Origin of the sequence: Acetobacter zythi, assembly GCF_963921165.1 — a bacterium.
GTDB lineage: Bacteria > Pseudomonadota > Alphaproteobacteria > Acetobacterales > Acetobacteraceae > Acetobacter.
Genome location: NZ_CAWUEO010000012.1, coordinates 1 through 24,287, shown reverse-complemented (window position 1 = coordinate 24,287; position 24,287 = coordinate 1). Strand labels below are relative to the sequence as shown.

21 protein-coding genes are annotated in these 24,287 nt (G+C 60.9%); 10 read left to right on the top strand and 11 right to left on the bottom strand.

Features of this window, described 5'->3' with window-relative positions; genetic code table 11:
* Positions 1-11: 11 nt before the first annotated feature.
* On the bottom strand, positions 12-917 hold the full coding sequence (locus AABE20_RS05775; RefSeq protein ID WP_338332211.1) for a LysR family transcriptional regulator: 906 nt from the start codon (positions 915-917) through the stop codon (positions 12-14).
* Between the two features lie 142 nt (positions 918-1,059).
* Between AABE20_RS05775 and AABE20_RS05770 the strand changes: the two genes are divergently transcribed.
* A complete protein-coding gene (locus AABE20_RS05770; protein WP_338332210.1) occupies positions 1,060-1,833 on the top strand; it encodes an SDR family oxidoreductase in 774 nt (257 codons plus the stop codon).
* Between the two features lie 238 nt (positions 1,834-2,071).
* On the top strand, positions 2,072-4,342 hold the full coding sequence (locus AABE20_RS05765; protein WP_338332209.1) for a TonB-dependent receptor: 2,271 nt from the start codon (positions 2,072-2,074) through the stop codon (positions 4,340-4,342).
* Between the two features lie 36 nt (positions 4,343-4,378).
* On the opposite strand, the gene AABE20_RS05760 is transcribed toward AABE20_RS05765, so the two are convergent.
* Together AABE20_RS05760 and AABE20_RS05755 are read right to left on the bottom strand one after the other, a co-directional pair.
* Entirely contained in the window at positions 4,379-5,512 is a 1,134-nt protein-coding gene (locus tag AABE20_RS05760; RefSeq protein ID WP_338332208.1) for an MFS transporter, read from the bottom strand.
* A 189-nt stretch (positions 5,513-5,701) separates the two neighbouring features.
* Positions 5,702-6,241: a DUF1269 domain-containing protein gene (locus AABE20_RS05755; protein ID WP_338332207.1), complete on the bottom strand. Its 540-nt coding sequence runs from the start codon at positions 6,239-6,241 to the stop codon at positions 5,702-5,704.
* A gap of 201 nt (positions 6,242-6,442) precedes the next feature.
* Here AABE20_RS05755 and AABE20_RS05750 point away from each other — a divergent pair, with 201 nt between their 5' ends.
* Positions 6,443-6,841, top strand: a complete 399-nt coding sequence (locus AABE20_RS05750) for a hypothetical protein (protein WP_338332206.1) — start codon at positions 6,443-6,445, stop codon at positions 6,839-6,841.
* Between the two features lie 152 nt (positions 6,842-6,993).
* Here the strand turns inward: AABE20_RS05750 and AABE20_RS05745 are convergent, their stop codons facing one another.
* The 3 genes from AABE20_RS05745 to AABE20_RS05735 form a co-directional block, all read right to left on the bottom strand.
* Positions 6,994-7,590, bottom strand: coding sequence for a histidine phosphatase family protein (locus tag AABE20_RS05745; RefSeq protein ID WP_338332205.1), 597 nt, complete (start codon positions 7,588-7,590; stop codon positions 6,994-6,996).
* Positions 7,591-7,598: 8 nt separating this feature from the next.
* Positions 7,599-8,531 (bottom strand): ribose-phosphate pyrophosphokinase, encoded by a 933-nt coding sequence (locus tag AABE20_RS05740; RefSeq protein ID WP_338332204.1) that lies wholly within the window; start codon positions 8,529-8,531, stop codon positions 7,599-7,601.
* A 579-nt stretch (positions 8,532-9,110) separates the two neighbouring features.
* Positions 9,111-9,299, bottom strand: coding sequence for a hypothetical protein (locus tag AABE20_RS05735; RefSeq protein ID WP_253631991.1), 189 nt, complete (start codon positions 9,297-9,299; stop codon positions 9,111-9,113).
* Between AABE20_RS05735 and AABE20_RS05730 the strand changes: the two genes are divergently transcribed.
* From AABE20_RS05730 to AABE20_RS05715, 4 genes are all read left to right on the top strand, one after another.
* Positions 9,220-10,683: an MATE family efflux transporter gene (locus tag AABE20_RS05730; protein WP_338332203.1), complete on the top strand. Its 1,464-nt coding sequence runs from the start codon at positions 9,220-9,222 to the stop codon at positions 10,681-10,683. The two genes, AABE20_RS05735 and AABE20_RS05730, sit on opposite strands and share 80 nt — an antisense overlap.
* Positions 10,684-10,705: 22 nt before the next feature.
* Positions 10,706-10,915 carry a hypothetical protein gene (locus AABE20_RS05725; RefSeq protein WP_338332202.1) on the top strand — a complete coding sequence of 70 codons (210 nt, stop codon included), beginning with the start codon at positions 10,706-10,708 and terminating at the stop codon, positions 10,913-10,915.
* Positions 10,916-10,924: 9 nt separating this feature from the next.
* The gene (locus tag AABE20_RS05720) at positions 10,925-11,503 is read left to right on the top strand and encodes a YqaA family protein (protein ID WP_338332201.1); all 579 of its coding nucleotides are present in this window, start codon (positions 10,925-10,927) and stop codon (positions 11,501-11,503) included.
* A 158-nt stretch (positions 11,504-11,661) separates the two neighbouring features.
* Positions 11,662-12,669 carry an SDR family oxidoreductase gene (locus AABE20_RS05715; protein WP_338332200.1) on the top strand — a complete coding sequence of 336 codons (1,008 nt, stop codon included), beginning with the start codon at positions 11,662-11,664 and terminating at the stop codon, positions 12,667-12,669.
* Positions 12,670-12,776: 107 nt separating this feature from the next.
* Here AABE20_RS05715 and AABE20_RS05710 read toward each other — a convergent pair whose 3' ends face one another.
* From AABE20_RS05710 to AABE20_RS05700, 3 genes are all read right to left on the bottom strand, one after another.
* Positions 12,777-14,657, bottom strand: a complete 1,881-nt coding sequence (locus AABE20_RS05710) for a Hint domain-containing protein (RefSeq protein WP_338332199.1) — start codon at positions 14,655-14,657, stop codon at positions 12,777-12,779.
* 119 nt (positions 14,658-14,776) lie between these two features.
* Positions 14,777-15,676 (bottom strand): 4-(cytidine 5'-diphospho)-2-C-methyl-D-erythritol kinase, encoded by a 900-nt coding sequence (locus AABE20_RS05705; RefSeq protein WP_338332198.1) that lies wholly within the window; start codon positions 15,674-15,676, stop codon positions 14,777-14,779.
* A complete protein-coding gene (locus AABE20_RS05700) occupies positions 15,673-17,550 on the bottom strand; it encodes a tetratricopeptide repeat protein (protein ID WP_338332197.1) in 1,878 nt (625 codons plus the stop codon). Before AABE20_RS05700 ends, AABE20_RS05705 begins: the two co-directional genes overlap by 4 nt.
* Before the next feature lie 181 nt (positions 17,551-17,731).
* On the opposite strand from AABE20_RS05700, the gene AABE20_RS05695 reads away from it, so the two are divergent.
* Positions 17,732-18,577: a uracil-DNA glycosylase gene (locus AABE20_RS05695; protein WP_338332196.1), complete on the top strand. Its 846-nt coding sequence runs from the start codon at positions 17,732-17,734 to the stop codon at positions 18,575-18,577.
* A 211-nt stretch (positions 18,578-18,788) separates the two neighbouring features.
* Positions 18,789-20,729 carry a transglycosylase SLT domain-containing protein gene (locus AABE20_RS05690; protein ID WP_338332195.1) on the top strand — a complete coding sequence of 647 codons (1,941 nt, stop codon included), beginning with the start codon at positions 18,789-18,791 and terminating at the stop codon, positions 20,727-20,729.
* A 178-nt stretch (positions 20,730-20,907) separates the two neighbouring features.
* Here the strand turns inward: AABE20_RS05690 and AABE20_RS05685 are convergent, their stop codons facing one another.
* Positions 20,908-22,209: a hemolysin family protein gene (locus AABE20_RS05685; RefSeq protein WP_338332194.1), complete on the bottom strand. Its 1,302-nt coding sequence runs from the start codon at positions 22,207-22,209 to the stop codon at positions 20,908-20,910.
* Between the two features lie 254 nt (positions 22,210-22,463).
* Entirely contained in the window at positions 22,464-23,675 is a 1,212-nt protein-coding gene (hpnH, locus tag AABE20_RS05680; RefSeq protein ID WP_338332193.1) for an adenosyl-hopene transferase HpnH, read from the bottom strand.
* 437 nt (positions 23,676-24,112) lie between these two features.
* On the opposite strand from hpnH, the gene AABE20_RS05675 reads away from it, so the two are divergent.
* Positions 24,113-24,287 (top strand): 1-deoxy-D-xylulose-5-phosphate synthase N-terminal domain-containing protein (locus AABE20_RS05675; protein WP_338332596.1); only part of this gene is annotated, 175 nt, incomplete at its 3' end.

Sequence of the window (24,287 nt, the reverse complement as noted above, 5' to 3'; positions counted from 1 at the left end):
CAGTGCCGGAATTAGCGCAGATGCGGGGCCAAAAGCCCTTCCAGCCACCCCGCGAACACTTGCAGGCGGGATGAGTGGTGCCGCCTGTGCGGGTATAAAAGGCTCACCGGCATGGCGGGCGCGCACCACTGGGGCAGAACCACACATAACTGCCCGCTTTGCACAAGGGGGCGCACATCATACCCCGGCACCTGAATAAGCCCCAGCCCGGCCAGACAGCAGGCGATCTGAGTTTCCGCACTATTAACCGTAACGGGGCCGGGCAGGTCCAGCGTATGGAGTTGCTCGCCCTCCTCCCACTCCCATGCCTCCACCCGCCCGTTGGCGGGGGACATATAGCGCACGGCCACATGCCCACCCCCCGCCAGATCGGCCGGGGTCTGGGGTATGCCGTGGCGGGCAAGGTAAGCCGGACTTGCCACGTTAAGCAGGGTCATCCACCCCATGCGCCGCGCGATCAGCCCTGAATCGTGCAAGGCGCCAACCCTTAACACGCAGTCCAGCCCTTCCTCCGTTAAGTTGACCGGCCTGTCCGTCACCCCCATTTCCAACTGTATGCCCGGATGGGCGGCCACAAACTCCGGCAGGGCCGGAGCGACAATCAGGCGGCCAATGCGGCCTGGCAGGTTAACCCGCAGCACCCCGCGCACAGACCCGCGCTCGCGGCGGAACAGGTCTTCCGCCTCGTCCATATCCGCCACCAGCCTTACACAATGTTCGTAAAACGCGTGCCCGTCCGGTGTTGGGGTGACCGAGCGGGTGGTACGGGCCAAAAGCCTTGCCCCCACGCGCGCCTCCAGCGCCTGCACGGCGGTGGATACGGTGGACCGTGGCAGGCCCAGTGTTTCCGCCGCACGGGTAAAACTGCCCGTCTCCACCACCCGCGCGAATATACGACACTGATCTATGCGGTCCATTGGCCTGCCCCACCCAACATTGTTCGCAAATGCTGACAGGTCTTATCATATTCCCGCCCTTTATTGGTTATTTACAAATGATACTGTGAACGGACCAAAAAACGGGCACGCGCCTGTTTGCACATGGCAAGGCGACACACACATGACCACCCACAGCATAACTGGCAAAACTGTTCTGATCGCAGGCGGGGCCAAGAACCTTGGCGGGCTGATCGCCCGCGATCTGGCCAAACAGGGCGCTAAAACCGTGGTTATTCATTACCACAGCCCCACGGCCGAGGCCGAGGCTCAGGCAACACTGCAAGCCGTGCAACTGAGCGGGGCCAAAGCCTTTGCTTTTCAGGCGGATCTCACACAGCCCGGCGCCGTTGCTGATCTGTTTGCAAAAGCACAGCAGGCTACCGGAGGCCTGGACATAGCCATTAACACCGTGGGCAAGGTGCTCAAAAAACCCATAGCCGACACCACGGACGAAGAATACGATGCCATGTTCGCCATTAACACCAAAGTGGCGTTCCAGTTTATCCGCGAAGCAGGCAAACACCTGAACAACAACGGCAAGCTGCTCAGCATTGTCACCTCCCTGCTTGGGGCTTACACGCCGTTCTACAGCACCTATGCCGGAGCCAAGGCGGCGGTGGAGCACTTTACCCGTGCGGCCTCCAAGGAGTTGGGGGGGCGTGGTATTTCGGTCAACGCCATTGGCCCCGGCCCCATGGATACTCCGTTCTTTTACGGGCAGGAAGAACCCGAGGCCGTAGCCTACCACAAGGGTGCGGCGGCTCTTTCCCCCTTCAGCCATACGGGTCTGACCGAGGTGGAAGATATTGTGCCCCATGTGCGCTTTATGGTGTCTGACGGGTGGTGGATGACCGGACAGACCATTTTGGTCAATGGCGGTTACACAACAAAATAAGCCGACTTTACAGGTCTTTTTTGCAAGCACCTCCCTTGACCGGCAACGCTGGCGGGGAGGTGTTTGTACATCGGGCATTCCCTGCCTCCCCCTCTTTTGGCCACCCTGCCATGCGTTGCACAAATGCAACAGACGGTTTGCCGGATTATGGCCACGCCCATAATTTGATTGTTATGTTATAATATAACTAATAGCTATGCGGCCCTTGGCTCAACTCCAACTCAGGCGGCATGCAATTATGACCTACCGACCATCTGGTCTTCTCCTCTGCTCTTCCTTTTTGAGCAGCCTGCTGGCAACAGGCCATGCAGCAGCAGCCCAGACGGCCACGACCACCACGCAGGTCACAGCCCCAACCAGCACCAGCACCAGCACCAGCACCAGCACCAGCACCAGCACCAAAGCCACCCCCAAAAGCCCGGTGCGTAAAGGGACGGAAACCGTGCAGGTTATTCCCCAGACCACCACGCACGAGGCGGAGCAGGTTATTGTGACCGCGCATCTGGACCGCACGCGCTCCGAGCTTTCCCCCACCACGGGGGCCAGCGTGTACCGCTTTAGCCGTCAGGCTCTGGAAAACATTCCCGGTGGGGATAATGCACCGCTCAATCAGGTACTTTTGCAAGCTCCCGGTGTCGCGCAGGACAGTTACGGCCAGATCCATGTCCGTGGTGACCATAACGAGGTCCAGTTCCGCCTTGATGGCGTGCAACTGCCCGAAGGGCTGAATGTGTTTGGTCAGGCGCTGATGACCCGCTTTGCCGATAGCATGTCCCTTACCACTGGCGCATTGCCCAGCCAGTTCGGGTTCCTTCAAGCGGCCGTGGTGGATATTACCACCAAAAACGGCACCACCAATGCAGGGGGCAACCTCTCCATTTACGGTGGGGCGCGGGATTACTTTTTCCCTTCCCTGCAATATGGTTTTCACAAGGGAAAATGGGATTTCTTTGCCACGGCGGACTTTGTGCATGACCGGGTCGGCATTGAAAACACCACCGGCTCATTCAATGCACCGCATGACCTGAGCAACCAGTACCACTTTCTGGGCCATACCCGTTACACAGTGGATGAAGACACGCGCATAAGCCTGATTGCGGGTATTTCCAACGCAGAATACCAACTCCCCAACAATCCGGGCCAAAAATGGAAATCCAGCTACACGCCCCCCGCAGGCTCCATAACCAGCAGCGATAGCCTGAACGAGCACCAAAAACAGATTACCGACTTTGCAGTACTTGCCCTGCAAAAAGAAATTGGCGCATTCAGCCTACAGGATTCCGTATTTACCCGGTACAGTTCCCTGCGTTATTCCCCCGACCCAATGGGGGACCTGCTTTATCTGGGCAATGCCCAGCAGGCGGCCCGGTCTGTTTTTTCCACCGGCACACAGCATGACGTAACATGGCGCGCAGCACGCAGCCACACTGTGCGCTTTGGCCTTCAGGCCTTTGTGGAACGCAATGTTTCCAAAACAACGTCCAACGTCATCAACACCCAGACCAACCTGCCCATAACCCTGCATGATGGCAGCGGCAAAACAGGCATGGTTTATGGCATTTACGCACAGGACGAATGGCAACCCCTGCGTAACCTGACCATAAACTACGGGCTGCGCTTTGATGGTGTGAGCGAATACACCGCCGAACACCAGTTTAGCCCGCGCGTAAACATTGTATGGAAACCCTGGCACGGCGGCACCTTGCATGCAGGCTATTCGCGCTACTTTACGCCCCCACCGTTTGAGGTGGTCAGCACCACGTCTCTCACCCAGCTTGCAAACACAACGGCCGCCCCCAATTCGACCGTAAACAGCAAGGTCCGGGCCGAGCGTGACCACTATTTTGATGCAGGTTTTGACCAGACCATCCTGCCCGGCTGGCATGTAACCTTCGACGCCTATTACAAACTGGCTAAAAACCTGATTGATGAGGGCCAGTTTGGCGCACCCATTATTCTAAGCGGCTTTAACTACCGCCACGGGCAGGTTAACGGGTATGAGGTCAGCACGTCCTACGACCGTGGTCCGCTCTCCCTTTACGGCAATTTTGCCTGGTCGCGCGCCATTGGTAAAAAAATTACCAGTGCCCAGTTCAACTTTGAGCAAGGAGAGCTGAACTACATCAGCAACCACTGGGTTCATCTGGACCACGACCAGCGCTGGACCGCCTCCGCAGGGGCTGCCTATACGTTCTTCCGCAAAACACGCGCCCCCCTGCGCCTGTCCGCCACCATGGTGTATGGCAGCGGCCTGCGCGCGGATGACGAGGCAAACGGCATACCCAACGGGCTTGCGTTAACGCCTTACGCCACCGTTAATTTTTCCGCCGTGCAGACTATTCATAACACCTTTGGCAAAGCATGGCAGGGCGATACACAACTCCGGCTGGATGTGATCAATCTGGGTGACCATACCTACATGCTGCGCGATGGATCGGGCATTGGCGTGGGCGCCCCCCAATACGGCCTGCGCCGGACTATTCTGTGCGGGATTTCGCAAGGGTTTTAGACCACAGGCACGGGCGGGGCATGTTGTGCCCCACCCTTATTGTGTGGGCCTGATAACAAACCGACCGGCGGCAAGCGCCAGCAGGGCCAGCACGGCAATGCCCACACTCCATGCCAGAACCGCATAAGCCCCGGCCGCGCCCAGAACCACCCCACCACACAAGGCCCCGGCCCCAATACCCGCGTTAAACCCGGTCACACTGAAGGAACATGCGGCCTCACGCTCATTGGGGGCCAGTTCCATGGCGTAGTTCTGGGGGGCCATGTTCATAAACGCGCTGACAATCCCCCACACCACCATATCCACCCAGACCAGACCGGGCAGCCAACCTGCCGCCACCATAACCCCGTGGCTGGCAACAAGTGCGGCCGTTGCCAGCCCGATCAGGCGGCCAGCCGAGCAGGGCAGACGCGCACCCACCCAGTTACCGCCAATGCCCGCAACACCATAAACCAGCAACAGCACGGGAATGAGCTGTTCAGGACTATGCGGAATGCTCTGCAATAGCGGAATAACATAGGTGTAGGCCGTAAAATGCGCGGTAATAACCAGCATTGTCAGCACCGCAATATAAGCAAAAACCGGCTGGCGGAGCAGACGCCACAGGTCCAGATGCCTGCGCTGGGCGGGCATGGGGGGCAGCAGCACCAGTGCTGCGGCAAACACCACCAAAGCCCCCACGCCACAGGTTGCAAAAGCCGCACGCCAGCCCAGCCACTGACCAATGGCGGATACAAGGGGAATCCCCCCCGCAAACCCCACGGCAACCCCCGTAAAGGCCCAACCCGTGGCCCGCGCCACAGGAATGTCCGGGGCCAGCCGAACCGCAACCCCGGCAATAACCGACCAAAAAATACCATGCCCAAGTGCCAGCACCACGCGCAGCACGGCCATGACCGCATAATTGGTAACAAAGGCGCAGGCCACATCCACACTGCCAGCAAGCAGCAAAAGGCTGGCGACAAGGGTCCGCCGGTCCACACCGGAGGTGAGCAGGGTTAAGGGAATGGCGGTCAACGCCACCAGCCAGGCATACCCCGTAACCAGCAGCCCCACTCTGGCGGGGGAAACCTGCAACCCCTGCGCAATATCGGTCAGCAACCCGATCGGCATGACCTCGGTCACAAGCCAGATAAACGCCCCCACCGAGAGCATGACAAGACGTACCATGGCAGCGCAACCCGACATAAAGGAAAAGAAGGCAAACCTGCCCCTACTATGCCGCGCCAGCGCGCACAACAACGCATCCGATCAAACTCCGCCCATTGCCGCGCAAACGCCGCATCCGCCACAAAAAAAGGGCTGGTGAACATACGCCCACCAGCCCCGGCTTACGCATGGCGTAAGACTATGCGCGATTTATGCCACCGGCTGGGCAGGTGCTGCTCCATCGCCCAGAGCAGCCTTGAGCTTCGCTTCTGCTTCGGGGGAGAGGGATGTCTGCAAAATACGGGCATGGCCCTTGAACTTTTGCAGGTCAGCCAGAACCTTGTCCGGCTGGGACTTGCGCACCAGCACAAACAGGGCAGAGGTGTTGGGGGGAATGGTGTCGCTCAGTTTGGTAATAAACCCGTCATCAATCCCGTAATCGGACATTTTGCCCGCCAGAGCGCCCGCACCGGCCCCAACCGCGCTGCCAATAACAAAGCCTGCCAGCGGGTTAAGGCACAAAAGCCCCACAATGGCGCCCCAGAACCCGCCAGAGAACAGCCCCCATGACGCCCCCGCTTTTTCCAGATTGATGCTCTGGTGCAGATGCGCCTTGCCGTTGGCGTCACGCGTGACCACAACCGCATCTTCCAGATCCAGCAGGTATTCCTTCTGGAGTGTGCGGCATTCGCTCAGCACCTTGGCCGCGTCATCAATATGGTCAAAGCCCAGCACGATCAGATCAGACATGGTATTTCCTTGCGTTTGTGGCCTGCCCCCAAACGGGGCCAGCCACGTGTACCGCCCATAATGTAGGGAGCACCCCAGACCTTTGCCAGAGCGCTGCGCACAGGGCTGCCAGATGTTTTTTATTTAATCTTTTCGCGCGCAACTCCACCCGCCCACGGCCCGTTGCAAAGGTATCTCCTTTTTTAACAACAGGGGGCTACCATGACATTCCTGAACTCCGTCACCAATGCCATTACGCATGTGGGAGACTTTATTACCGGGGCCACGTCCGACAAATCCGGTCTGATGACCGCCCTGAACGAGGTGCTCGGCCCCGTTCCCCGGCCAGACCGCCCCAGTAAGCTGGAAAAACGCGCACAGGCCATGGGCATGATCAGCACCGTTCGCCGCTGGCAAAGTGCGCCCCACAGCCCACCCGCAACAGAAGCGGAAGTACGCGGGTTCTTTTTGCAAGAAGAACTGGACTGGTTTTCCGAACAGACGGGCCTGTCCGATCTGGCGACCATGCGGATGATCCGCCAGATGCTGCCGCAATGCGTCAGACTCCGGGCCATTCATGACCCATCCCTGTTCCCGCAACCCTCTACAGTGCGGGAATAAGGGGCAAAAGCACCTTACAGCGGTGTGGTGGCCAAACATCTGGCCCCACACCGCACAGAGCGGCCAGCCCGAACGCATTGCCGCATATGCGCCAGCGTGCCAGCTTTGGCGCAATACCGCATGCAGACGTTCAGACGTTCAGACGTTAACAGTCAGGGAAGTTCGCTCAATGTCCAGCCTGCCTGTGCGTCATGCACAGCACTCAGCGGAATGGCGTTGGGCAGGCGCACATTGGCCGGTAGGGCCATAACCGCGCGTAACGCCCGGAACAGCGCGCCATGGGCCACAATAAGGGGCAGTCCATCCTGCTCGGTGGCGCGGTTGAGTGCGCGCGCCGCCCGACTTTTGAGCACGGCAAACGGCTCCGCCCCCGGCGGGGTGTATTGCTCGGCTATCCAGTCATCATACCAGTCGGCAATGGGCTGGCCTTCCTGCTCGCCAAAGCAGACTTCCGCCAGATCATCATCCACACTCAGGGGGAGTTGCGGCAGACCGTGCGCCACCAGTTCGTCACGCACAATGGTGGCGGTCCGGTGGGCGCGCTCAAGGGGGGAGCACACAATGCGGGTCATGGCGCCCGCCTTGTGTGCGCGCACGGCCTGCTCAATCAGCCTGCCTGCTTCCACAGCCTGCTCGATCCCGGTTTCGTTCAAGGGCACATCCGTGCGCCCTTGCGAAAGACCGGCCCTGTTCCAGTCCGTCTGACCGTGCCGCAGATACCAGTATGGACGGGGGAGAAGCACGGCCATTACACCTTTTAGTCAAACAGGGAAGATACGGAGCTTTCGTCCGAGACAGCACGCATGGCGCGCGCCAGCAGGCCGGAAATGGTGATCTGGCGAATATTGTTAGCCGCCATGACCGGCGCCGTGGCCTGAATACTGTCTGTCAGGGTCAGCATTTCAATCGGGGAATCGGCAATACGGGGTACAGCCTGCCCGGTCAGCACACCGTGGGTCACGTAAGCCCCAACCGATGCCGCACCCTGTTTGGCAATGGCCCGCGCCGCGTTGCACAGTGACCCGCCGCTATCCACAATATCATCCACCAGCAGGCAGTGGCGGCCGCTCACATCGCCAATCACGTTCATGACTTCGGACACGCCTGCGCGTTCACGCCGTTTGTCAATGATCGCCAGATCGGTGTTCAGCCGCTGGGCAAGCTGGCGTGCACGCACAACCCCGCCCACATCGGGGGAGACAATCATAAGGTCACGGTCACCGTACTGGGCGCGAATGTCGCGCACAAACAGCGGGGCCGCGTACAGGTTGTCCACCGGAATATCAAAAAAGCCCTGAATCTGCATAGCGTGCAGGTCCAGCGTGAGCACACGGCTTGCCCCGGCTTCCACCAGAAGGTTGGCGACCAGCTTAGCGCTAATGGGCGTGCGTGGGCCGGATTTGCGGTCCTGACGGGCATAGCCGAAATACGGAATAACGGCAGTAATGCGTTTGGCCGACCCACGACGCAGCGCGTCGAGCATGATCAGCAGTTCCATCAGGTTGTCATTCGTGGGCGTGCAGGTGCTCTGGATGACAAACACATCCTCGCCGCGCACGTTTTCATGAATTTCAACAAACACTTCCATGTCCGCAAAGCGGCGCACGGTTACGTTACACAGGGGCAGGTTCAGCTCTGCGGCAACGGCCTGGGCCAGTGGCAGGTTGCTGTTACAGGCGACGATTTTCATGACAAGGACGGTTCCCGGCCTCAGCTGTTACACGAATTAGGAAGGAAGGCTGCAGCGAGGGGGGGTTTAGCAACCACGCGCCCCATTGTCATCCATCCTTGCGCCTGCCCGGTGCATCTGGTGGACTGGCGTGCCCCAAAAGCCGCGCATGTCTTGTGTGTCCACTATCCTTAACTTGCGCAAATCCGCCCTTTTCTCTAAGTGGGAGCGTTGCGGTCAGGGCTGGCTTTTGCCCTACCCTACCCGGCCTGCCCTAGCCCACAGTTCTGGCAGGCATGGCCCACACCCCATATTTGTTGGCGTAAAACCTTGTGGCTGTGGCTATTTACGGCCCCTTTGGCACCATCTGGCCATTCTGGCCCCTATTTGGGCGGCCTTTTATGAGCCAGTCCGCGGCGGGTTTGAGGGTATGTGGGAATGGCACGGCAGAAGATCATTATTTGCATATCAAATGCGCGTTTAATGCATACCTTCCCAAGCAACTCCCTAACAGCTGCGCCTGCTCCTGCTGGCTCGCCCGCAACAGGCCGAGCTGGCAGAGCATTACCCCCGCGCCATAAATCAGCCGAGCCATGCGGTTTAATCCACGAACAGGTTATTCGCAGCGCCGCCCGGACGTGACATACTGCCCTGCTCTACGTCCACCCGAGCGCCCCCATACGCAAGGGCAAGCCCCAACGGAGCCAGCATGACCCGGCCATCTTCGCCCGGCAGCCGCCATAAAGCCTGTTTTACAACAGGCAGCATCATGCGGCACGTGCTGGTCATGGCCGGAACCGGGGCCATTGGGCTTATGGCCGTGTTTGCGGTTGATATGCTCAACATGGTGTATATCAGCCACCTCGACAACACCGCCATGACCGCAGCCATTGGCTTTGCCAGCGCCGTTATTGGGCTACAGATTGCCATTTCCATTGGTCTGACCATTGGCATAAGCGCGGCCACCGCGCGTGAGATCGGGGCCGGACGGCATGAGGAGGCCCGCTGCCTTGCCGCCTCCGCCATGATTGTTATGACCGGGGTTACCGGGGTGCTGGGCGTTGCCACAGCTCTGGGCGCGGCCCCCATACTCAGCCTGTTTGGCGCGCAAGGGCAAACACTAGTCGAGGCCACGGCTTACCTGCGTATCCTCAGCGTGGCATTGCCCCTGATCTGCATTGGCATGGGCTGCTCCGCCCTTATGCGTGTGGTGGGGGATGCCAAAGGCTCCATGCACATTACCCTTATGGGGGCTGTGGTAGCGGCCGTGCTGGACCCACTGTTTATTTTTGGGTTGCATGAAGGGCTTATGGGTGCAGCCATTAGCACGACCCTCTCCCGCGTTGTGGTGGCTGGGGCTGGCCTGCGTGGGGCGTTGGGGCACAGCATGCTGGCCCGCCCATGCCTGCGCCGCATTGTGCCCGATACGCGCAGGGTTGCTGGCATATCGCTGCCTGCCATCCTTACTAATCTGGCAACGCCTGCGGGGGGCGTGTACGTAACCCGCGCCATGTCTGGCTTTGGGCTGGAGGCGGTTGCGGGGCAGGCCTCGATCGAGCGGATGGTGCCGGTGCTGTTCTCGCTCGTCTTCGCACTCACTGGCTCTGTTGGTCCGATCATGGGCCAGAATGTGGGTGCTGGCCGCCCCGACCGTGTGCGCGAAACACTAGCCGCAGCCCTTAAACTGGTTGTGATCAGCGTCGGGCTAACATGGGTCCTGCTCTACTTTGCGCAGGATCTGATTATTGCCATGTACAATGCACAGGGCAATGCCGCCGCCCTTTTGCACCTGTTCTGCACATGGACCATTGGTAGCTACCTGTTTGTGGGCATGCTGTTTGTGGCCAATGCCGCGTTCAACAACCTTGGCTTTCCGCTTTACTCCACCGCATTCAACTGGGGGCGGGCAACACTGGGCACAATTCCGTTTGTGCTGCTGTGCGAACACTATGGCCCGCAAGGGGTACAGGTGGGGCAGGCCATAGGTGCCGTGCTTTTTGGCACATTTGCAGTCTTGACTGCATTCCGCGTCACGCAAACACTCACATCTACTCCCGCGTCGCACCCTCCGGCGCAGGATATGCGGAGCACGCCAGTTTCCGACGTGCCAACCACCAGTGCAGAAGCCGCCATGGCGGAACTGGACGAAGTGGAGAGTGCCTCCGACCTTTAACCGAGGGAACAGGAATACGCACATGTCCAAGCTGACCACGGCTGAACGCAACGCCCTGCCCGATAGCGCCTTTGCCCTGCCCGGCCGCCGCTACCCCATACCAGACGCCACCCATGCAAGGGACGCCCTTGCCCGCGCGAGCGAAATGCTGCATCGGGGCAACCTGACACAAGCGGAATACGACCTGATCCACAGCAAGGCCAAAGACGTGCTGCGGCAAGAACAACTGTAACGGACCTGAATGCTCGATAAACTCTACGCCCGCGTTCTGCGGCACGCCGCCAGCCCCCATGCACCCTTATGGCTGGCGGCACTGGCCTTTGCAGAAGCCAGTTTTTTCCCCCTCCCGCCCGAAACACTGCTTGTTCCCATGGTACTGGCCCAAAAGGACAAGGCATGGCGTTATGCCGCCATCTGCACTGTGGCCAGTGTTGCAGGCGGGCTGCTGGGCTGGCTGATTGGCGCGCTGCTGCTGGATACGCTGGCAAAACCCATTGTGCATTTTTACCATGCCGAACACACGCTGGCCGCCCTGCAGGACAAGTTCCGCCAGTGGGGGGTATGGATTATTCTGTTCAAGGGGCTGACCCCCATTCCCTACAAATTTGTGACCATTGCCAGCGGCATGGCCCATTTTGCCATTATCCCCTTTATGTGCGCGAGCCTTGTGACCCGTGGAGCGCGCTTTGTGCTGGTGGCGGGCCTGTTGCGCCGCTTTGGCCCCGCCATACAGGATTTTTTGGAAACCCGCCTGCCACTGGTCACTGGCGTGTTCGCCATAGTGCTGCTTGGCGGTTTTCTGGCCCTGCGCTACCTGTAAACACAGGTTTGGGGCCACCGGCGCCATTTGTTCTATGGCGCACAGGGCAGAACCGCTCTGGCGCGCCTTGCGCTCCACACCCTGCTCACGCAGGTAGAAAGACCAGTTTTTAACACCACAACCCCACCACCAGAACCAACGCGGGAGGCACAACAGGCATGGCAACTCAGATTGCGGTCATTACGGGAGCAGGGTCAGGCATTGGCCGTGCGGCGGCCCGCGCACTGGGGCGCGCAGGGTTTGACGTGGCCCTGCTTGGGCGGGACGAGGAACGCCTGCAGGCCACGGCACAAAATCTGGCCCAGCATTCCATCCGCACCCTTGTGCTCAGTGTGGATGTGGCCGACGCACAAGCCGTGCAGGACGCCGCCCACCAGATTGAGAGCGAACTTGGCGCCATTTCCGTCTGGGCCAACTGTGCGGGGGCCACTGTTGTGGGGCAGGTTGCCGCCCTGAGTGCACAGGACATCCAGCGGGCAACACAGGTGACCTACCTTGGCAGCGTCAATGGCACACTGGCGGCCCTGAACGTTATGCGCCGCAGGGGGCAGGGGGCGATCATCAACCTCGACCTGGCCCCGACCCTGCGCGACCTGCCCCTACAGGCGGCAGAAAACGGCTCCCGCGCCGCCCTGCGCGGCTTTTGCAACAGCCTGCGCACGGAACTGCGCCACGATGCGGACCGTATTCGTGTTGTTATGGTGGACCTGCCCGCCATAAACACGCCGCACTACAGCTGGACCCGCAACCTGACCGGCAAACGCCTCAAACCCTTTGGCCCGGTGTATGAGCCAGAGGTGGCGGCAGAAGCCATCTGCCGCGCGGCCTTTACCACCAGCCGTTCGATCTCCATTGGCTGGGCCAACAGCTTTGCCGCTTTGTGGCGCTTTGCTGGCCCCGGCTGCCGCGAAGCCCGGCTGGCCAGCCACGGCTACAAAGCCCAGATGAGCCACGACTGGGCAGAAGGCCCCCAGCCGGATGACCTGTACAAACCCGTACCCGGCGCTTATGGGGCCGAAGGACCGTTTGAAGCCAAAGCCCGCAGGCTGAACAGCCCGTTTACGGTTTTTGTCTCCTCCGGTCTGCGGGCAAGCCTGTTTGGCGCACTGGCCGCCATGGGGGTCAGTGCGGCCTTCAACCACATACGGCAATGCCGCAAATCCTGACCCGGCCTTAACTCCCCCTCGCGCCCGCTTATAACCATACTGGCGCGAGGGAAATTAACGCACGTTTTTACAAAACCATATTTTATATAAACGAATTTTCTTATCCATTACGCACGCAACCTGCCCGTTTGCGCCTCTGCGGGTGGCGCCACCACAAACGGCCCTGCGGCATGGACCTGAATGGTGAGTAACCCCATCTGCCCTTCCTTCATGCCTTTAAGCGGGAGTTCGGCATAACCTGTGGTCCAGCGGCTTGAGGCATTGGCTTCCAGAGCGTGCCAACCCGGCCATGCCGCCCCTTCCGCCCGCAGGTGGCAGCCCTGCGCCACATGGCGACCGCCGCTGAACAGGGTTATGTCGCCCACCGCCACCCCAAGCATGCGCCGGTCATCCACATACGGGCCGATCACGACTGATGGCTGGCTACTGCGCGAAACCAGAAAAACTTTTTTGATCCCCGCAGGCAGCATGTAAAAATACTGCTCCCCATCGCGCCGTAACAGCCTGATACGCTGCCCCTTGTCCGTGACCAACAGCAGGTCCGGGTCCATGCTCAGCTCCGGTGTGCTCACCATTGGTCTGCACCCCGGCACGCTCCGCGCATGGGTGCGCAACTGGTCAAACACTGCGGCCAGCGCCGCACGCTCCTTTTGCGGAAGGGGGAGAACTTCCTTTTCCCATACATGGGGGGCCGCACGGCCCATACGCACCACACCCCCTGCCCAGCCATCCACCGGCCCGGGTTGCTGCGCCAGATAAAATTCGGTTGGCACGCCGTTGGCAACAAGCACCGCATGTGTTTCTGTCTGCACAAGCGTGTAATAATAGCTGGAAATACTATGGTCGTAAAAAATACTGCCACCGTTAACCAGCATACGCACAGGCACAAAACATCCGTTATGCAGCACCGTATGCTGGGGCGTCAGGAGCAGGTCCTGTTCGGGCAGATTCTGCCCCAGCGCATGGCGTAAAACCCGAATGGGGTAACCTGCTTCCTCCTCCGGCAGGTCGGGGCGGACCTGCACATGCCCCCGGTCGACCCACAACAGGCGCTGGGTGCTGGCTCCATCTCTGCCCCACACATCCACAAGGCTGCCAGTCTGGAGGGTATCCAGCGCCACACGCGCACCTTGTGTGTGAATATCCGTGCCCTCAATAAAGCAGGCTCTGGTGCGGGTCTGGGCTTTTTCGGGGGCAATGCGCAGCGGGCTGTGCGTGTCCGCCACACGGTATTCCCCTGCCTCCAGCACCGCGCCATGGGCCAGTTCCACGGTAAACCGCCCGACTTCCTCGCGGTCCTGCGCATACAGAACGAGGTTTCGGCAATGCCGATCCGCACTCACACGGTAGGTCACAACAGGCCGGGCCATGTTGCGGACCTCCAGCATGGTCTGCTCGGGGTTGTAACCCATGATCACTGTGCCAGACAGGTCAAACGCCGCATGGCCCGCATTGACCACCAGCGTGCCGCCCCCCGGCCCAAAGCGCACCGTGGCGCCACACAGCACATCGGGCAGGCTCACGCCGCAGGTCAACACGCCACCATGGGCAAGGTTCAGTTCCATACCATCCAGCGTGGCGCCCTGCTCCGTGGGGGCAAACATGGCGTACCCGCCCGCCACATGCACCCGCAACCCTGCAGGCACACCCAATGCAACGCCCAGCAGGGCATTGCCACCAATATAGAACGCACTCCCCAATGGAACATGCCCCGTGGCTGGGCCTATGCCAAACGTGGCATGCACCCCCGGCGGCACAATATAGGTTCCACCAGCAGGGGCAGGCACCGCACAGGGCAGGCCACGGGCACCAAGTATGACGTTGCCATTGACCTGCCCGCCAAAAATGGCGGGATGAATAACCCCGGCATAAATCCGCCCGCCATCGGGGCCGGTAATGGCAACACGGTAACCATCGCGCACCCCCAGAAAACCCTGATGGTCCGTAATCGCGTAGTTTACACCGTTGGTGTTGACATAGTTTACCATCGCCCGCGCCTTCCCCTTCAAATACCCTGAAGATGAACGAGTAATGGTCGAATTATAAAATTTGGTTAATAATTTTTTACAAGCTATGCGCGTTGACGGTAAATTAACTCCACAGGCGTTTATACCAGCCCGCCGCCCCACACCCACCATGCCGGATGGGCATCTTCCAGCCGGTCTGCCGCCTGGCGTGCGGCCTGCGGCGTGGCGAACAGGCCAAAACAGGTAGCACCTGACCCGCTCATACGGGTGAGCAGGCATCCATCCTGACCGCCAATATCGGCCAGCACATGGCCCACAGGGGGGCAAACAGCGCAGGCGGCATCTTCCAACGAGTTCCCCTGCTGCTTGAGAAACGCCACAACATCCGCAATATCCGCCCAGCTTTCGGGCAATGCCGCACGGGGCAAAAAAGCCCCGTCCCTGCGGCGGAACACCTCGGGGGTGGAAACAGCCTGCCCGCAATTCACCAGCACCATCCCGCATTCGGGCAGGTGGGCGGCAGGAGTCAGATTTTCGCCTATGCCTTCCATCCGCATGGTCTGGCTCAGCAGGCAGACGGGCACATCCGCCCCCAGTGTCTGGGCCAGTGCCAGCAGGTCCGTTCGGCTGGCCTGCACGCTCCATGCGCGGTCCAGCAGGCGCAGGGCTGCGGCGGCATCAGCCGAGCCACCGCCAATGCCCGAGGCCACGGGCAGTTTTTTTTCCAGCACCAGTGTGCCGCCCTGTGCCTGCCCTGTGCGTAGCCCCTGCAAGGCATGGGCGGCCCTGAGCACAAGGTTGTCCGCCCCGGTGGCGGCTGCATCCAGCACACGGCCAAACCGGCCTGTAATGTGCAGGTTCAGCGGTTCAGGCCCGGGCTGGTAGTGCAGTACGTCACCCGCCCCGGCAAACACGACCAGACTGTCCAGCAGGTGGTACCCGTCCGCCCGGCGGCCGGTTACGTGCAGGTACAGATTAACCTTGGCAGGTGCTGCCTCTGTAAATGCAAAGGTGGAAACATCCAGTGCTGCAACGGTCACGGCGTGTGCTTTCCTTGTTCCTGAGCGGGTTGGGTGGGAGCGGGAGCAGGGGGCGCCACGGGTGCGGCCACTGGGGCAGCCACGGGGGCAGCCAGCCCGGTTGGAGGCGTGGGGGGCACACCCGCTTTTTGCAAGGCCGCACGGATCAGGCTTTCATCCGCAGGGCTTGGGTGCAGGCCCAGTGCAACATTCCACTGGTCCACGGCCTCGGCCTTGCGGCCCACGCGCCAGTAGGCCTCACCCAGATGGTAGTTGACCTCCGGGTCCTCTGGCGTTTGTTCGGCGGCTTTTTCCAGCAGGGGAATCCCCCCCGCCAGATCGCCACGCTCCACGCGCACCCAGCCCAGACTATCTGTTATGGCGGCGTCCTGATCGTCCAACGCATGGGCCTTGCGCAAAAGCTGTTCTGCTTCGGCCAGATTCTCGTGCTGTTCGACCATGCCGTAACCGAGGAAGTTGAGCAGAAGCGGCTCATCTGGCGCGTAGGCCAATGCGGCGCGCGTATCCGTTTTGGCGGCGGCCCAGCCCCCTGCCTCGTGGTAGGCCATGCCGCGCAGGAACAGGAGCGTCCAGTCCGGGCTTTTTTGCGCGTTCGCCTGATCAATCGCGCGGGTATAGGCTGCTATGGCGGCCTTCCAGTCCTTGGTCTGGCTGTATGCGTTGCCCAGTGCGCGCTCGATCACAATCTGGCCCGGCGCCTGCTCCAAAAGATGCTGCAACAGCGGTATGGCGTCGGCTGGGTGGTCGTTGGTGGTTTCCAGCACCGCAAGGCGGAGCGTGGCCACTATGGCCAGCGGGTCCTGCGGGGGCACACGCACCAGCGTTTCCCGCGCGGCGGCAAAATGCTGTTCGTCGTCCTGAATTTCGGCCAGCATCAGCCGCGCATCCACCAGTTTGGGGTCCATGGCCAGCGCAAAGCCCAGCATTAGGCGTGCGGCCTCGTTAAACTGAAAGAGGTTGAGCGCGCTGCCTTCTCCCCCCGGTTCCTGCTGGGCCTGCTCGCGCGCCTGCTGGCGGAGCAGGAAGGCGGTCAGCACATACGCGCGGGCTATTCCCTCCCGCGCGGAGGTTACGGGGTAGTGGGCAATATTGGCCTGCAAGGCGGGGCCAGCCAGCCCCAGAATGGAGTCTGTTTCCACCAGTTTGCGAATAACCGCCCGCGCCTTGTCCTGCTGGCCGTGGGTCCACAGCCATGCCGCGTGCGAACGGGTCAGCAGCATGTCGTACCCCGGCATGACCTTTTGCGCCTGTTCAAACAGGGACTCCGCCCGGTCGGACTGGCCCGCCACCTGCGCAATAAGCCCGGCATGCAGGGTATAAAATGGCAGAAGAACAGAACCGGACGCATGGAGCAGGCTGTCTATGGCCTCATCCGCATGGCCCTGCGCCTGCTGGCACCAAGCCAGCAGCAACGGCATGATCAGACGGGCCATGGGGTCCGCTCCCGCGCGGTGATAATACTGCACGGCCTCGGGCCATGCGCCACGGACGGCAGCATCATCCCCCAGCACCAGAGCGGAGATCACGCTCCTGTCCTGCGGTGTTTTGTCTACGATCTGCGCCAGTTCCACGGCCTGCGGGTCACCCGCCATCACGCTGCGCACAAAGGCCTGCCGCAACAGGTCCATGTTGGCCGGGTCCGCCACCAGCGCCGTGCGGAAGGCCTGAGCCGCCTCCAGATCATCCCCCAGCCGCACGGCCACAATCCCGCGCAGGTAGGCTTCCGAATCGACACGTCCGCTCGCGGCCTGCTCAACCGGTCCACCTTTATGGTGCAAAGCATGCGCAGGCTCGGGTGCTGCGGCCAGCACGGGCGACACCAGCATGGTGGCGGACAACAGGAAAACCGTAGGCATAAGACGACAAAACAGCATAAGAACCCTATTCAGGCTGAGGCGGCAGCACCGGGTTGCCGCGGCAGGCGCCCCACTTCTGCCAGCATAGCAAAGAGGAACGACATGAACGGCTGGCTTTTCTCTACCGCGCTCATGCCAAACCGCCAAACCATCCGCTCCATATTCTGGTCCACCCCGTGGTTGTGGTAGGGTTGGAATAATGCACGATGCCCTCTCCCTCCTCCGCCTCTATACCGAATGGGGGGTGGATACCGCCGTAACCGACCACGCCACGGACCACCGCCACAGCGGGGCCGGAGCGTTCCGCCTGCCCCAGGCAGCCAGCCCCCGCGCGCCCCGCCCTGCGGCCGCCCCTCTGCCATACCCCGCAACACCGGCCACCACCAGCGCGCAGGCACAGCCCACACCCGCCACAGGGGCCGAAGCGGGCATTACCAGCCTGAGCGAGTCCATAGCCCTTGCCCGGCAGGCTGCCGCGCAGGCCGCCACCCCCCACGCCCTGCGCGCCGCCATGGAACAGTTTGATGCATGCTCCCTGCGCGGCACGGCCATGCATACACTTATACCCTCCGGCCCGACCAACGCCCCGCTCATGCTGATCGGGGAAGCACCAGATGCGGATGAAGACCGGAGCGGGCATGTTTTTTCCGGCCTGTGCGGCACCTTGCTGGACACGCTGTTAGCGCCACTCCCTCTGGAGCGCGACCAGCTTGCCCTTGCCACGGCCCTGCCATGGCGCCCCCCCGGTGGCCGCACCCCATCCGATGCCGAGCAGCGCATCTGCCTGCCTTTTCTACAACGCGCGATAACCCTGTTCGCTCCCCGCAGGCTTGTGCTGTGCGGTCGCCTGCCCGCAACCATGCTGCTGGGCAGGGACACCCCTCCCCCCCGGCGCGAATGGGGCACGCTGGAGCTACCGGGGCACGGGGCCATTCCTGTTCTGGCCATGCGCCACCCGCTCCAGCTCCGGGCCTCCCCCACCGCCAGACGGGAGATATGGCAAACGCTGATGATGGTGATGAAAACACTGCGGGACACGCCCTAAAGCAACCATTGGCATGGCTGCAATATCCCCATTACCGTCACAAAGAATTACAGCATGAAATAACACCAAATACCTTTGAAAAACAAAGAATTCCATAAGGAACAACCGTTGCGTTACGGCAAAGCGCGCAACGGTTTCTCAAACACGCCAACCAATGTTTACACAGAGTAAACTTGCTTTTTGCGCGCAAAAAGCCTAGACCCCGCCAGCCATGCGAGCGATAGGTCAAATTCCTCATCAGATCGCGGCAAAAGCCTTTTTGGCTGGCGCCGCTCTTTTGGCCAGCGCTTCCGTCAACACGACGAGAGCCCATGCCAGTTCCCCGGATCACGGGGCGGAACCGCACAGCGAAGAGCTGGCGATGGTTCTGCCGCGCCGGGCTTTTCCGGAAGGCGATGATCTTGTTCTACCCAGACCACTGCCACAGGATGTAGCCACCAACATCCGTGCCGTTTTCCGCCTCCAGCGCATGGGTGCGTTTGCCGAGGCGATCAACAGCACCACGCATCTGACCGATTCATTGCTGCTGGGCGAGGTGGAGGCAAACCGCTACCTCAACCCAAGCTACCACCCCAGTGCGACAGAACTGCGCAACTGGCTCAAACAATACACATCCTACGCGGATGCTCCGGCTGTATGGGCGCGCCTTGCCGCCCTGCCCGAACGCGGTGGCCCCATGCCTGCGGCCCCCTCCACCGAGCATCTGGCCCCCGAGCACGCAGCCCTTGCGGCAGGGCCGTTGCAGGAGTTCACCCGTAACCCCATGCTGGACCGCACCTTGCGTGAACGCACAACATGGGGCCTGAAAGGCGTGCACAGCGCCCTGCACCTGATTAGCGTAACGCCGGGCATGACCCCCGCTTACGCAGCCCAGTTGCAGGCCGAAACGGCACAGGCCATGCTGGCAGCGGGTGAAACCGATCTGGCGCTGGACATCAGCCGCACCGCCAACACCGTATCCCACGGACGCAATGCGCTGGCGGGCTATGTGACCGGGCTGGCCCTGTGGCAAAAACAGGCCTACGCCGAAGCCACGCAGTTTTTTGAACGTGCCTCCCACGCACCGCGCGCCACGCCGGAAATGCGGGCCGCAAACGCCTTCTGGGCCGCACGAACATACGAAAAAACCAACAACCCCCACAGCCAGCACCTCTGGCTCCAGCATGCCGCCACCTTCCCCCGCACGTTTTACGGGCTACTGGCGACCACCATGCTGCGCACGGGGGCGGCAACACCCCATAAGCTGAGCGAACGCCACGGTCTGGCAAGCTTTGCCCAACTGGAAAGCACGGGCAGCGCCAGCCAGAGCACGGCCTCCGCTCCGGTGCTGACCGAAATTGATATCGAAGCCGTGGGCAATACCGAAGTGGGCCGCCGCGTGTTCGCCCTGCTTCAGGTCGGGGAGCCGGATATGGCGGAAAACGCCATGCGCAGGGCTTGGCCCAGCCTGCATGACGTCACCCTCGCACGCTCCTTCCAGCTTGTTGCTGGTGCGGCCGGGCTGCACGATCTGGCGCGCGAGATGGAGGATTCCCTGCAAAGTCAGGCCACCACCGCGCAGAATCTGGACGATGCCCCCCTGCCACAACTGCGCCCGCGCAACGGCTTTACCATGGACCCGGCCCTTGTTTATGCACTGGCCCGTGTGGAATCCAACTTTGACGCCCGCGCCGTATCCGGGGCTGGCGCACATGGGCTTATGCAGATCCGCCCCATTACCGCGGACTTTGTAACCAGCGCCTCCACCAGCAACCCCAACCACCGGTTTGAACGCTCCGCCTCCGCCCTACACGACCCCAGCCTTAATCTGGAGATCGGGCAGCGTTATGTGCAGTATCTGGCCAAACTGACCCAGCAGGCCAACCATACGGAAGCCCGCGGTGGGGACATTATTCGCCTACTGGCCAGCTACAACGCAGGCCCCAATGCTCTGGCCCACTGGGAAAATCTGGCAGCATCCTCCGATGACCCGTTAATGTTCATGGAACTGCTGCCTAATCAGGAAACCCGGAATTACGTCCACCGGACCCTGACCTACCTGTGGCGCTACGCTGCCAAAATGAAGCTGCCCACACCTTCGCTGAGCGCTCTGGCACACGGCACATGGCCCGACTTTGCGGACGAAACCGCTCTGGCCAGCACCCTGCACTAAACCTTACCGGATGGCCCAGCCGCTCAGGGGCACATCCTGCGCGGGTTGGCCGTTCCTGCGCCCTTGCGCATGGCCCATACAACAAAGGGGCGCCAGCTTATGCTGGCGCCCCTTTGGCTTATCCAAACCCTGCCTGCTGGCCGGGCTGTATGCGTGGCATGCCCCCTATAGCGCCCCCTCAGTTCTCGGCCAGCGCCTGACGGCTGGCCCGCACACGGGCTACACGGCGGCCTTCCACTTCCAGCACCTCAAACAGCCAGCCATCATAGGCTACCTTGTCACCAGCCGCAGGCACACGCCGTAGCAGGGCCAGCAGCAGGCCACCCAGCGTGTGGTAGCTTCCTTCCTCCGGTAGCGAGCGCAGGCCCAGCATGTCCTTGATCTCATCCACCGAGGCTGTGCCTTCAAGGGTAATCACGGCATCCGGGGCTGGCACGTTGGCCGCATGGTGGCTGGACTGGGGCTGCTCGTGCGAGGTCTCGCCCACAATGGCGTCAAACAGATCGGCTGGGGTGACCACCCCTTCAAACGCGCCGTATTCATCCAGCACAAAGGCCATGCCAAGGCTGATGCTACGCATGCGTTCAAGCATATCCAGTGCGGAAATACTGTCAGGCACCACGACCATGGGCCGCATACCGGCCTCGATGGAGACAGGCATGCCCTCCAGCACCCGGTCCAGCATGTCCTTGGCCAGAATAACGCCCACCGGGTTATCCACCCCACCTTCGCACACCACAATGCGGGCGTAACTGGTCTGCTTGAGCACCTGCACAAGGGCCTCGCGCCCCGCATGGCGGTCTATCCAGCACAGCTCGTTCCTTGGCGTCATAATTGCGCGCACAGGCCGGTCCGCCAGCCGCAGGAGCCGCTCGATCATGCTGCGTTCCTCGTGCTCCAGCACGCCCAGACGCGCCCCTTCGGCTATGTAGGCCTTGAGTTCCTCTTCCGTCAGGTTCTGGTTGACCGCATCACTCGCGCCCATCAGGCGCAGCACCATGTTGGAGGAGGCGCGCAGGAGCATGACCACAGGGCCAGTCACACGGGCCAGCACCTCCAGCGGCATGGCCAGACGGGCGGCCATTTTTTCTGGCTCACGCAGGGCGAGCTGCTTGGGCACCAGCTCGCCCAGAACCAGCATGATGGCGGTGATAAACACCACAACCACGGTCATGGACAACTGCGGCGCAAAGGGTTTGAGAAGGGCAAACTGCTCCAAAATGGGGGTCAGATGCGCTTCAATCTGCACCCCGCCAAACGTGCCTTCCAAAATGGAGACCAACGTCATGCCCACCTGCACCGTGGGCAGGAAAATCTGCGGGTCCTCGGCCAGCCGCATGGCCCGGTCGGCACCACGCACGCCACTTTCCTGCAACTGCGCCAGACGCGGCTTGCGCACGGAAATAAGGGCCAGTTCACCCATGGCGAACACGGCATTGAGGAAAACCAGAAAGAAAATAACAAGAATGGAAAGTGCCATGGGTAAAACCAACACGCCTTTTGCTGTAGCGGGCTTTGCGCAACAAAAGCCCCGTGCGCACGATAGGGGATGATCCTGTGTGAGACCAGCGCCGAACATGCGACCCTCCCTACCGGCCATGTCCATGCAGGGGGTGAATATCTGCCCATCGGATAAAGCGGACCAAATCGGTATTCTTTTTACGGCGGGCACAAAAAAACGGCTCCCGAGGGAGCCGTTCCTTATTCCGCAGAACCGATTCGCACAGGGCGAAATCAGTCAGCGGCAGTGCTTTCTGCCGGTGTGGCAGCCTTGGGGGCCTCGTCATTCGCACCTTCGGTACGCACGACCTTGACCCGTGGAGCCTTGGCGGGCTTGCGCGCGGCAATGGCTTCCATCTGCTCTTCCACCTGCTTGGAAAAGACGTACTGGGCAGGGCGCTGGTTAGCCAGCGAGATTTCCGGCACCATCGGCTTTTCGGTTTCCGGCCCCATCAGCGCGACCTTGGCAATGTGCCATGGGCGGCGGACGGCATCCATAACGGCTGTGGATTCATAGCCGGAGTGGACCATGCAGTCGGCGCATTTTTCGTAGTTGCCGGTGCCGTAGTCATCCCACTTGGTATCGTCCATCAGCTCGCGGAAGGACTTGGCGTAGCCTTCGCCCAGCAGGTAGCACGGACGCTGCCAGCCAAACACGTTACGCAGGGGTTTGCCCCACGGCGTGCAATGGTACTGCTCGTTCCCGGCAAGGAAGTTCAGGAAGAGCGGAGACTGCGTAAACCGCCACTTTTTGCCCTTGCCCAGACGGAACACGTCACGGAAGAGCTGCTTGGTTTTCTGCCGGTTGAGGAAGTGCGCCTGATCGGGGGCACGCTCGTAAGCATAGCCCGGCGCGGTCATGATCCCGTCCACGCCCATGGCCATGACTTCATCAAAGAAGTTGGCCATACGCTGCGGGTCCGCCCCGTCGAACACGGTGCAGTTGATGGACACGCGGAAGCCGCGCGCCTTGGCCTTTTTAATGGCCGCAACAGCCCGCTCGTACACCCCGTCCTGACAGACGGAGGCATCGTGCATGGTCTTGTCGCCATCCAGATGCACATCCCATGAGAAGAAGGGGGATGGTTCATAATCATCCATCTTCTTTTCAAGCAGCAGGGCGTTCGTGCACAGATAGACGTATTTTTTGCGCGCGATCAGCCCTTGGATGATTTCGGGCATTTCCTTGTGCAACAGCGGTTCCCCGCCTGCTACGGCAATAACGGGCGCCCCTGCTTCTGCATCTGCATCCAGGCATTCCTGTACGGTCATGCGCTGGTTGAGAATAGCCGCCGGATAATCGATTTTTCCGCAGCCTGCACAAGCCAGATTGCAGCGAAAAAGCGGCTCAAGCATGAGCACCAGCGGATAGCGCTTGCGCCCCGTAATATGCTGTTTGACAACGTAACTGCCGACCCTGACGGCCTGCATTATCGGTACGGCCATAAACCCCCGCTTTGGCGCATCCACTTAACGCCTGTATCGTGACTGGTAGTAAGACAAGTCAGTATTGAGTATGTCCATAAAGCGCGCGACCAGACCTGCTGCCAGCTTGGCCTGCTACTCCACCAGTGGACTGTTTGAAGGAGCAACAGGCGCGGAACATATATAGCCACGCGTGTATGAGGTATTCGCCTGCATATAGGTGGCCTGCTTTGTCAAGCTCAAGTCTTTTTCGACCCCTGTTGCAAAAAAGACACAATCGGCAGCGACTTTTGTTTCCATGCTTGCGTTCTTTCACAAAACATTAAACCAAACCCCATTGGTTAGCGATGTCTGTCGGCATGTTAACGCGATGTAAGGCACGCCGGGGGGCGTCGCACACTGCCACTAAGGGGCAGTTCTGTGCCGTTTCCCGCTAAAAAGAAGATGGAAACAATCGCATGGACAGTTCTAAAAACCAGAACGCCGCGTCACCGATTCCCACTCTTGGCCGTTTTCCCGCACTGGACCGTGTTCGCGTTCCTGCGGATCTGCGCAACCTGTCTGTTGAGCAGCTCAAGCAACTGGCGGACGAACTGCGGGCCGAAACGGTAGACGCGGTTTCCACCACGGGTG

Coding starts and splice junctions, on each gene's coding strand:
- AABE20_RS05775 (WP_338332211.1), bottom strand. CDS start 917: ATGGACCGCATAGATCAGTGTCGTATATTCGCGCGGGTGGTGGAGACG.
- AABE20_RS05770 (WP_338332210.1), top strand. CDS start 1,060: ATGACCACCCACAGCATAACTGGCAAAACTGTTCTGATCGCAGGCGGG.
- AABE20_RS05765 (WP_338332209.1), top strand. CDS start 2,072: ATGACCTACCGACCATCTGGTCTTCTCCTCTGCTCTTCCTTTTTGAGC.
- AABE20_RS05760 (WP_338332208.1), bottom strand. CDS start 5,512: ATGGTACGTCTTGTCATGCTCTCGGTGGGGGCGTTTATCTGGCTTGTG.
- AABE20_RS05755 (WP_338332207.1), bottom strand. CDS start 6,241: ATGTCTGATCTGATCGTGCTGGGCTTTGACCATATTGATGACGCGGCC.
- AABE20_RS05750 (WP_338332206.1), top strand. CDS start 6,443: ATGACATTCCTGAACTCCGTCACCAATGCCATTACGCATGTGGGAGAC.
- AABE20_RS05745 (WP_338332205.1), bottom strand. CDS start 7,590: ATGGCCGTGCTTCTCCCCCGTCCATACTGGTATCTGCGGCACGGTCAG.
- AABE20_RS05740 (WP_338332204.1), bottom strand. CDS start 8,531: ATGAAAATCGTCGCCTGTAACAGCAACCTGCCACTGGCCCAGGCCGTT.
- AABE20_RS05730 (WP_338332203.1), top strand. CDS start 9,220: ATGACCCGGCCATCTTCGCCCGGCAGCCGCCATAAAGCCTGTTTTACA.
- AABE20_RS05735 (WP_253631991.1), bottom strand. CDS start 9,299: ATGACCAGCACGTGCCGCATGATGCTGCCTGTTGTAAAACAGGCTTTA.
- AABE20_RS05725 (WP_338332202.1), top strand. CDS start 10,706: ATGTCCAAGCTGACCACGGCTGAACGCAACGCCCTGCCCGATAGCGCC.
- AABE20_RS05720 (WP_338332201.1), top strand. CDS start 10,925: ATGCTCGATAAACTCTACGCCCGCGTTCTGCGGCACGCCGCCAGCCCC.
- AABE20_RS05715 (WP_338332200.1), top strand. CDS start 11,662: ATGGCAACTCAGATTGCGGTCATTACGGGAGCAGGGTCAGGCATTGGC.
- AABE20_RS05710 (WP_338332199.1), bottom strand. CDS start 14,657: ATGGTAAACTATGTCAACACCAACGGTGTAAACTACGCGATTACGGAC.
- AABE20_RS05700 (WP_338332197.1), bottom strand. CDS start 17,550: ATGCTGTTTTGTCGTCTTATGCCTACGGTTTTCCTGTTGTCCGCCACC.
- AABE20_RS05695 (WP_338332196.1), top strand. CDS start 17,732: ATGCACGATGCCCTCTCCCTCCTCCGCCTCTATACCGAATGGGGGGTG.
- AABE20_RS05690 (WP_338332195.1), top strand. CDS start 18,789: ATGCGAGCGATAGGTCAAATTCCTCATCAGATCGCGGCAAAAGCCTTT.
- AABE20_RS05685 (WP_338332194.1), bottom strand. CDS start 22,209: ATGGCACTTTCCATTCTTGTTATTTTCTTTCTGGTTTTCCTCAATGCC.
- hpnH (WP_338332193.1), bottom strand. CDS start 23,675: ATGGCCGTACCGATAATGCAGGCCGTCAGGGTCGGCAGTTACGTTGTC.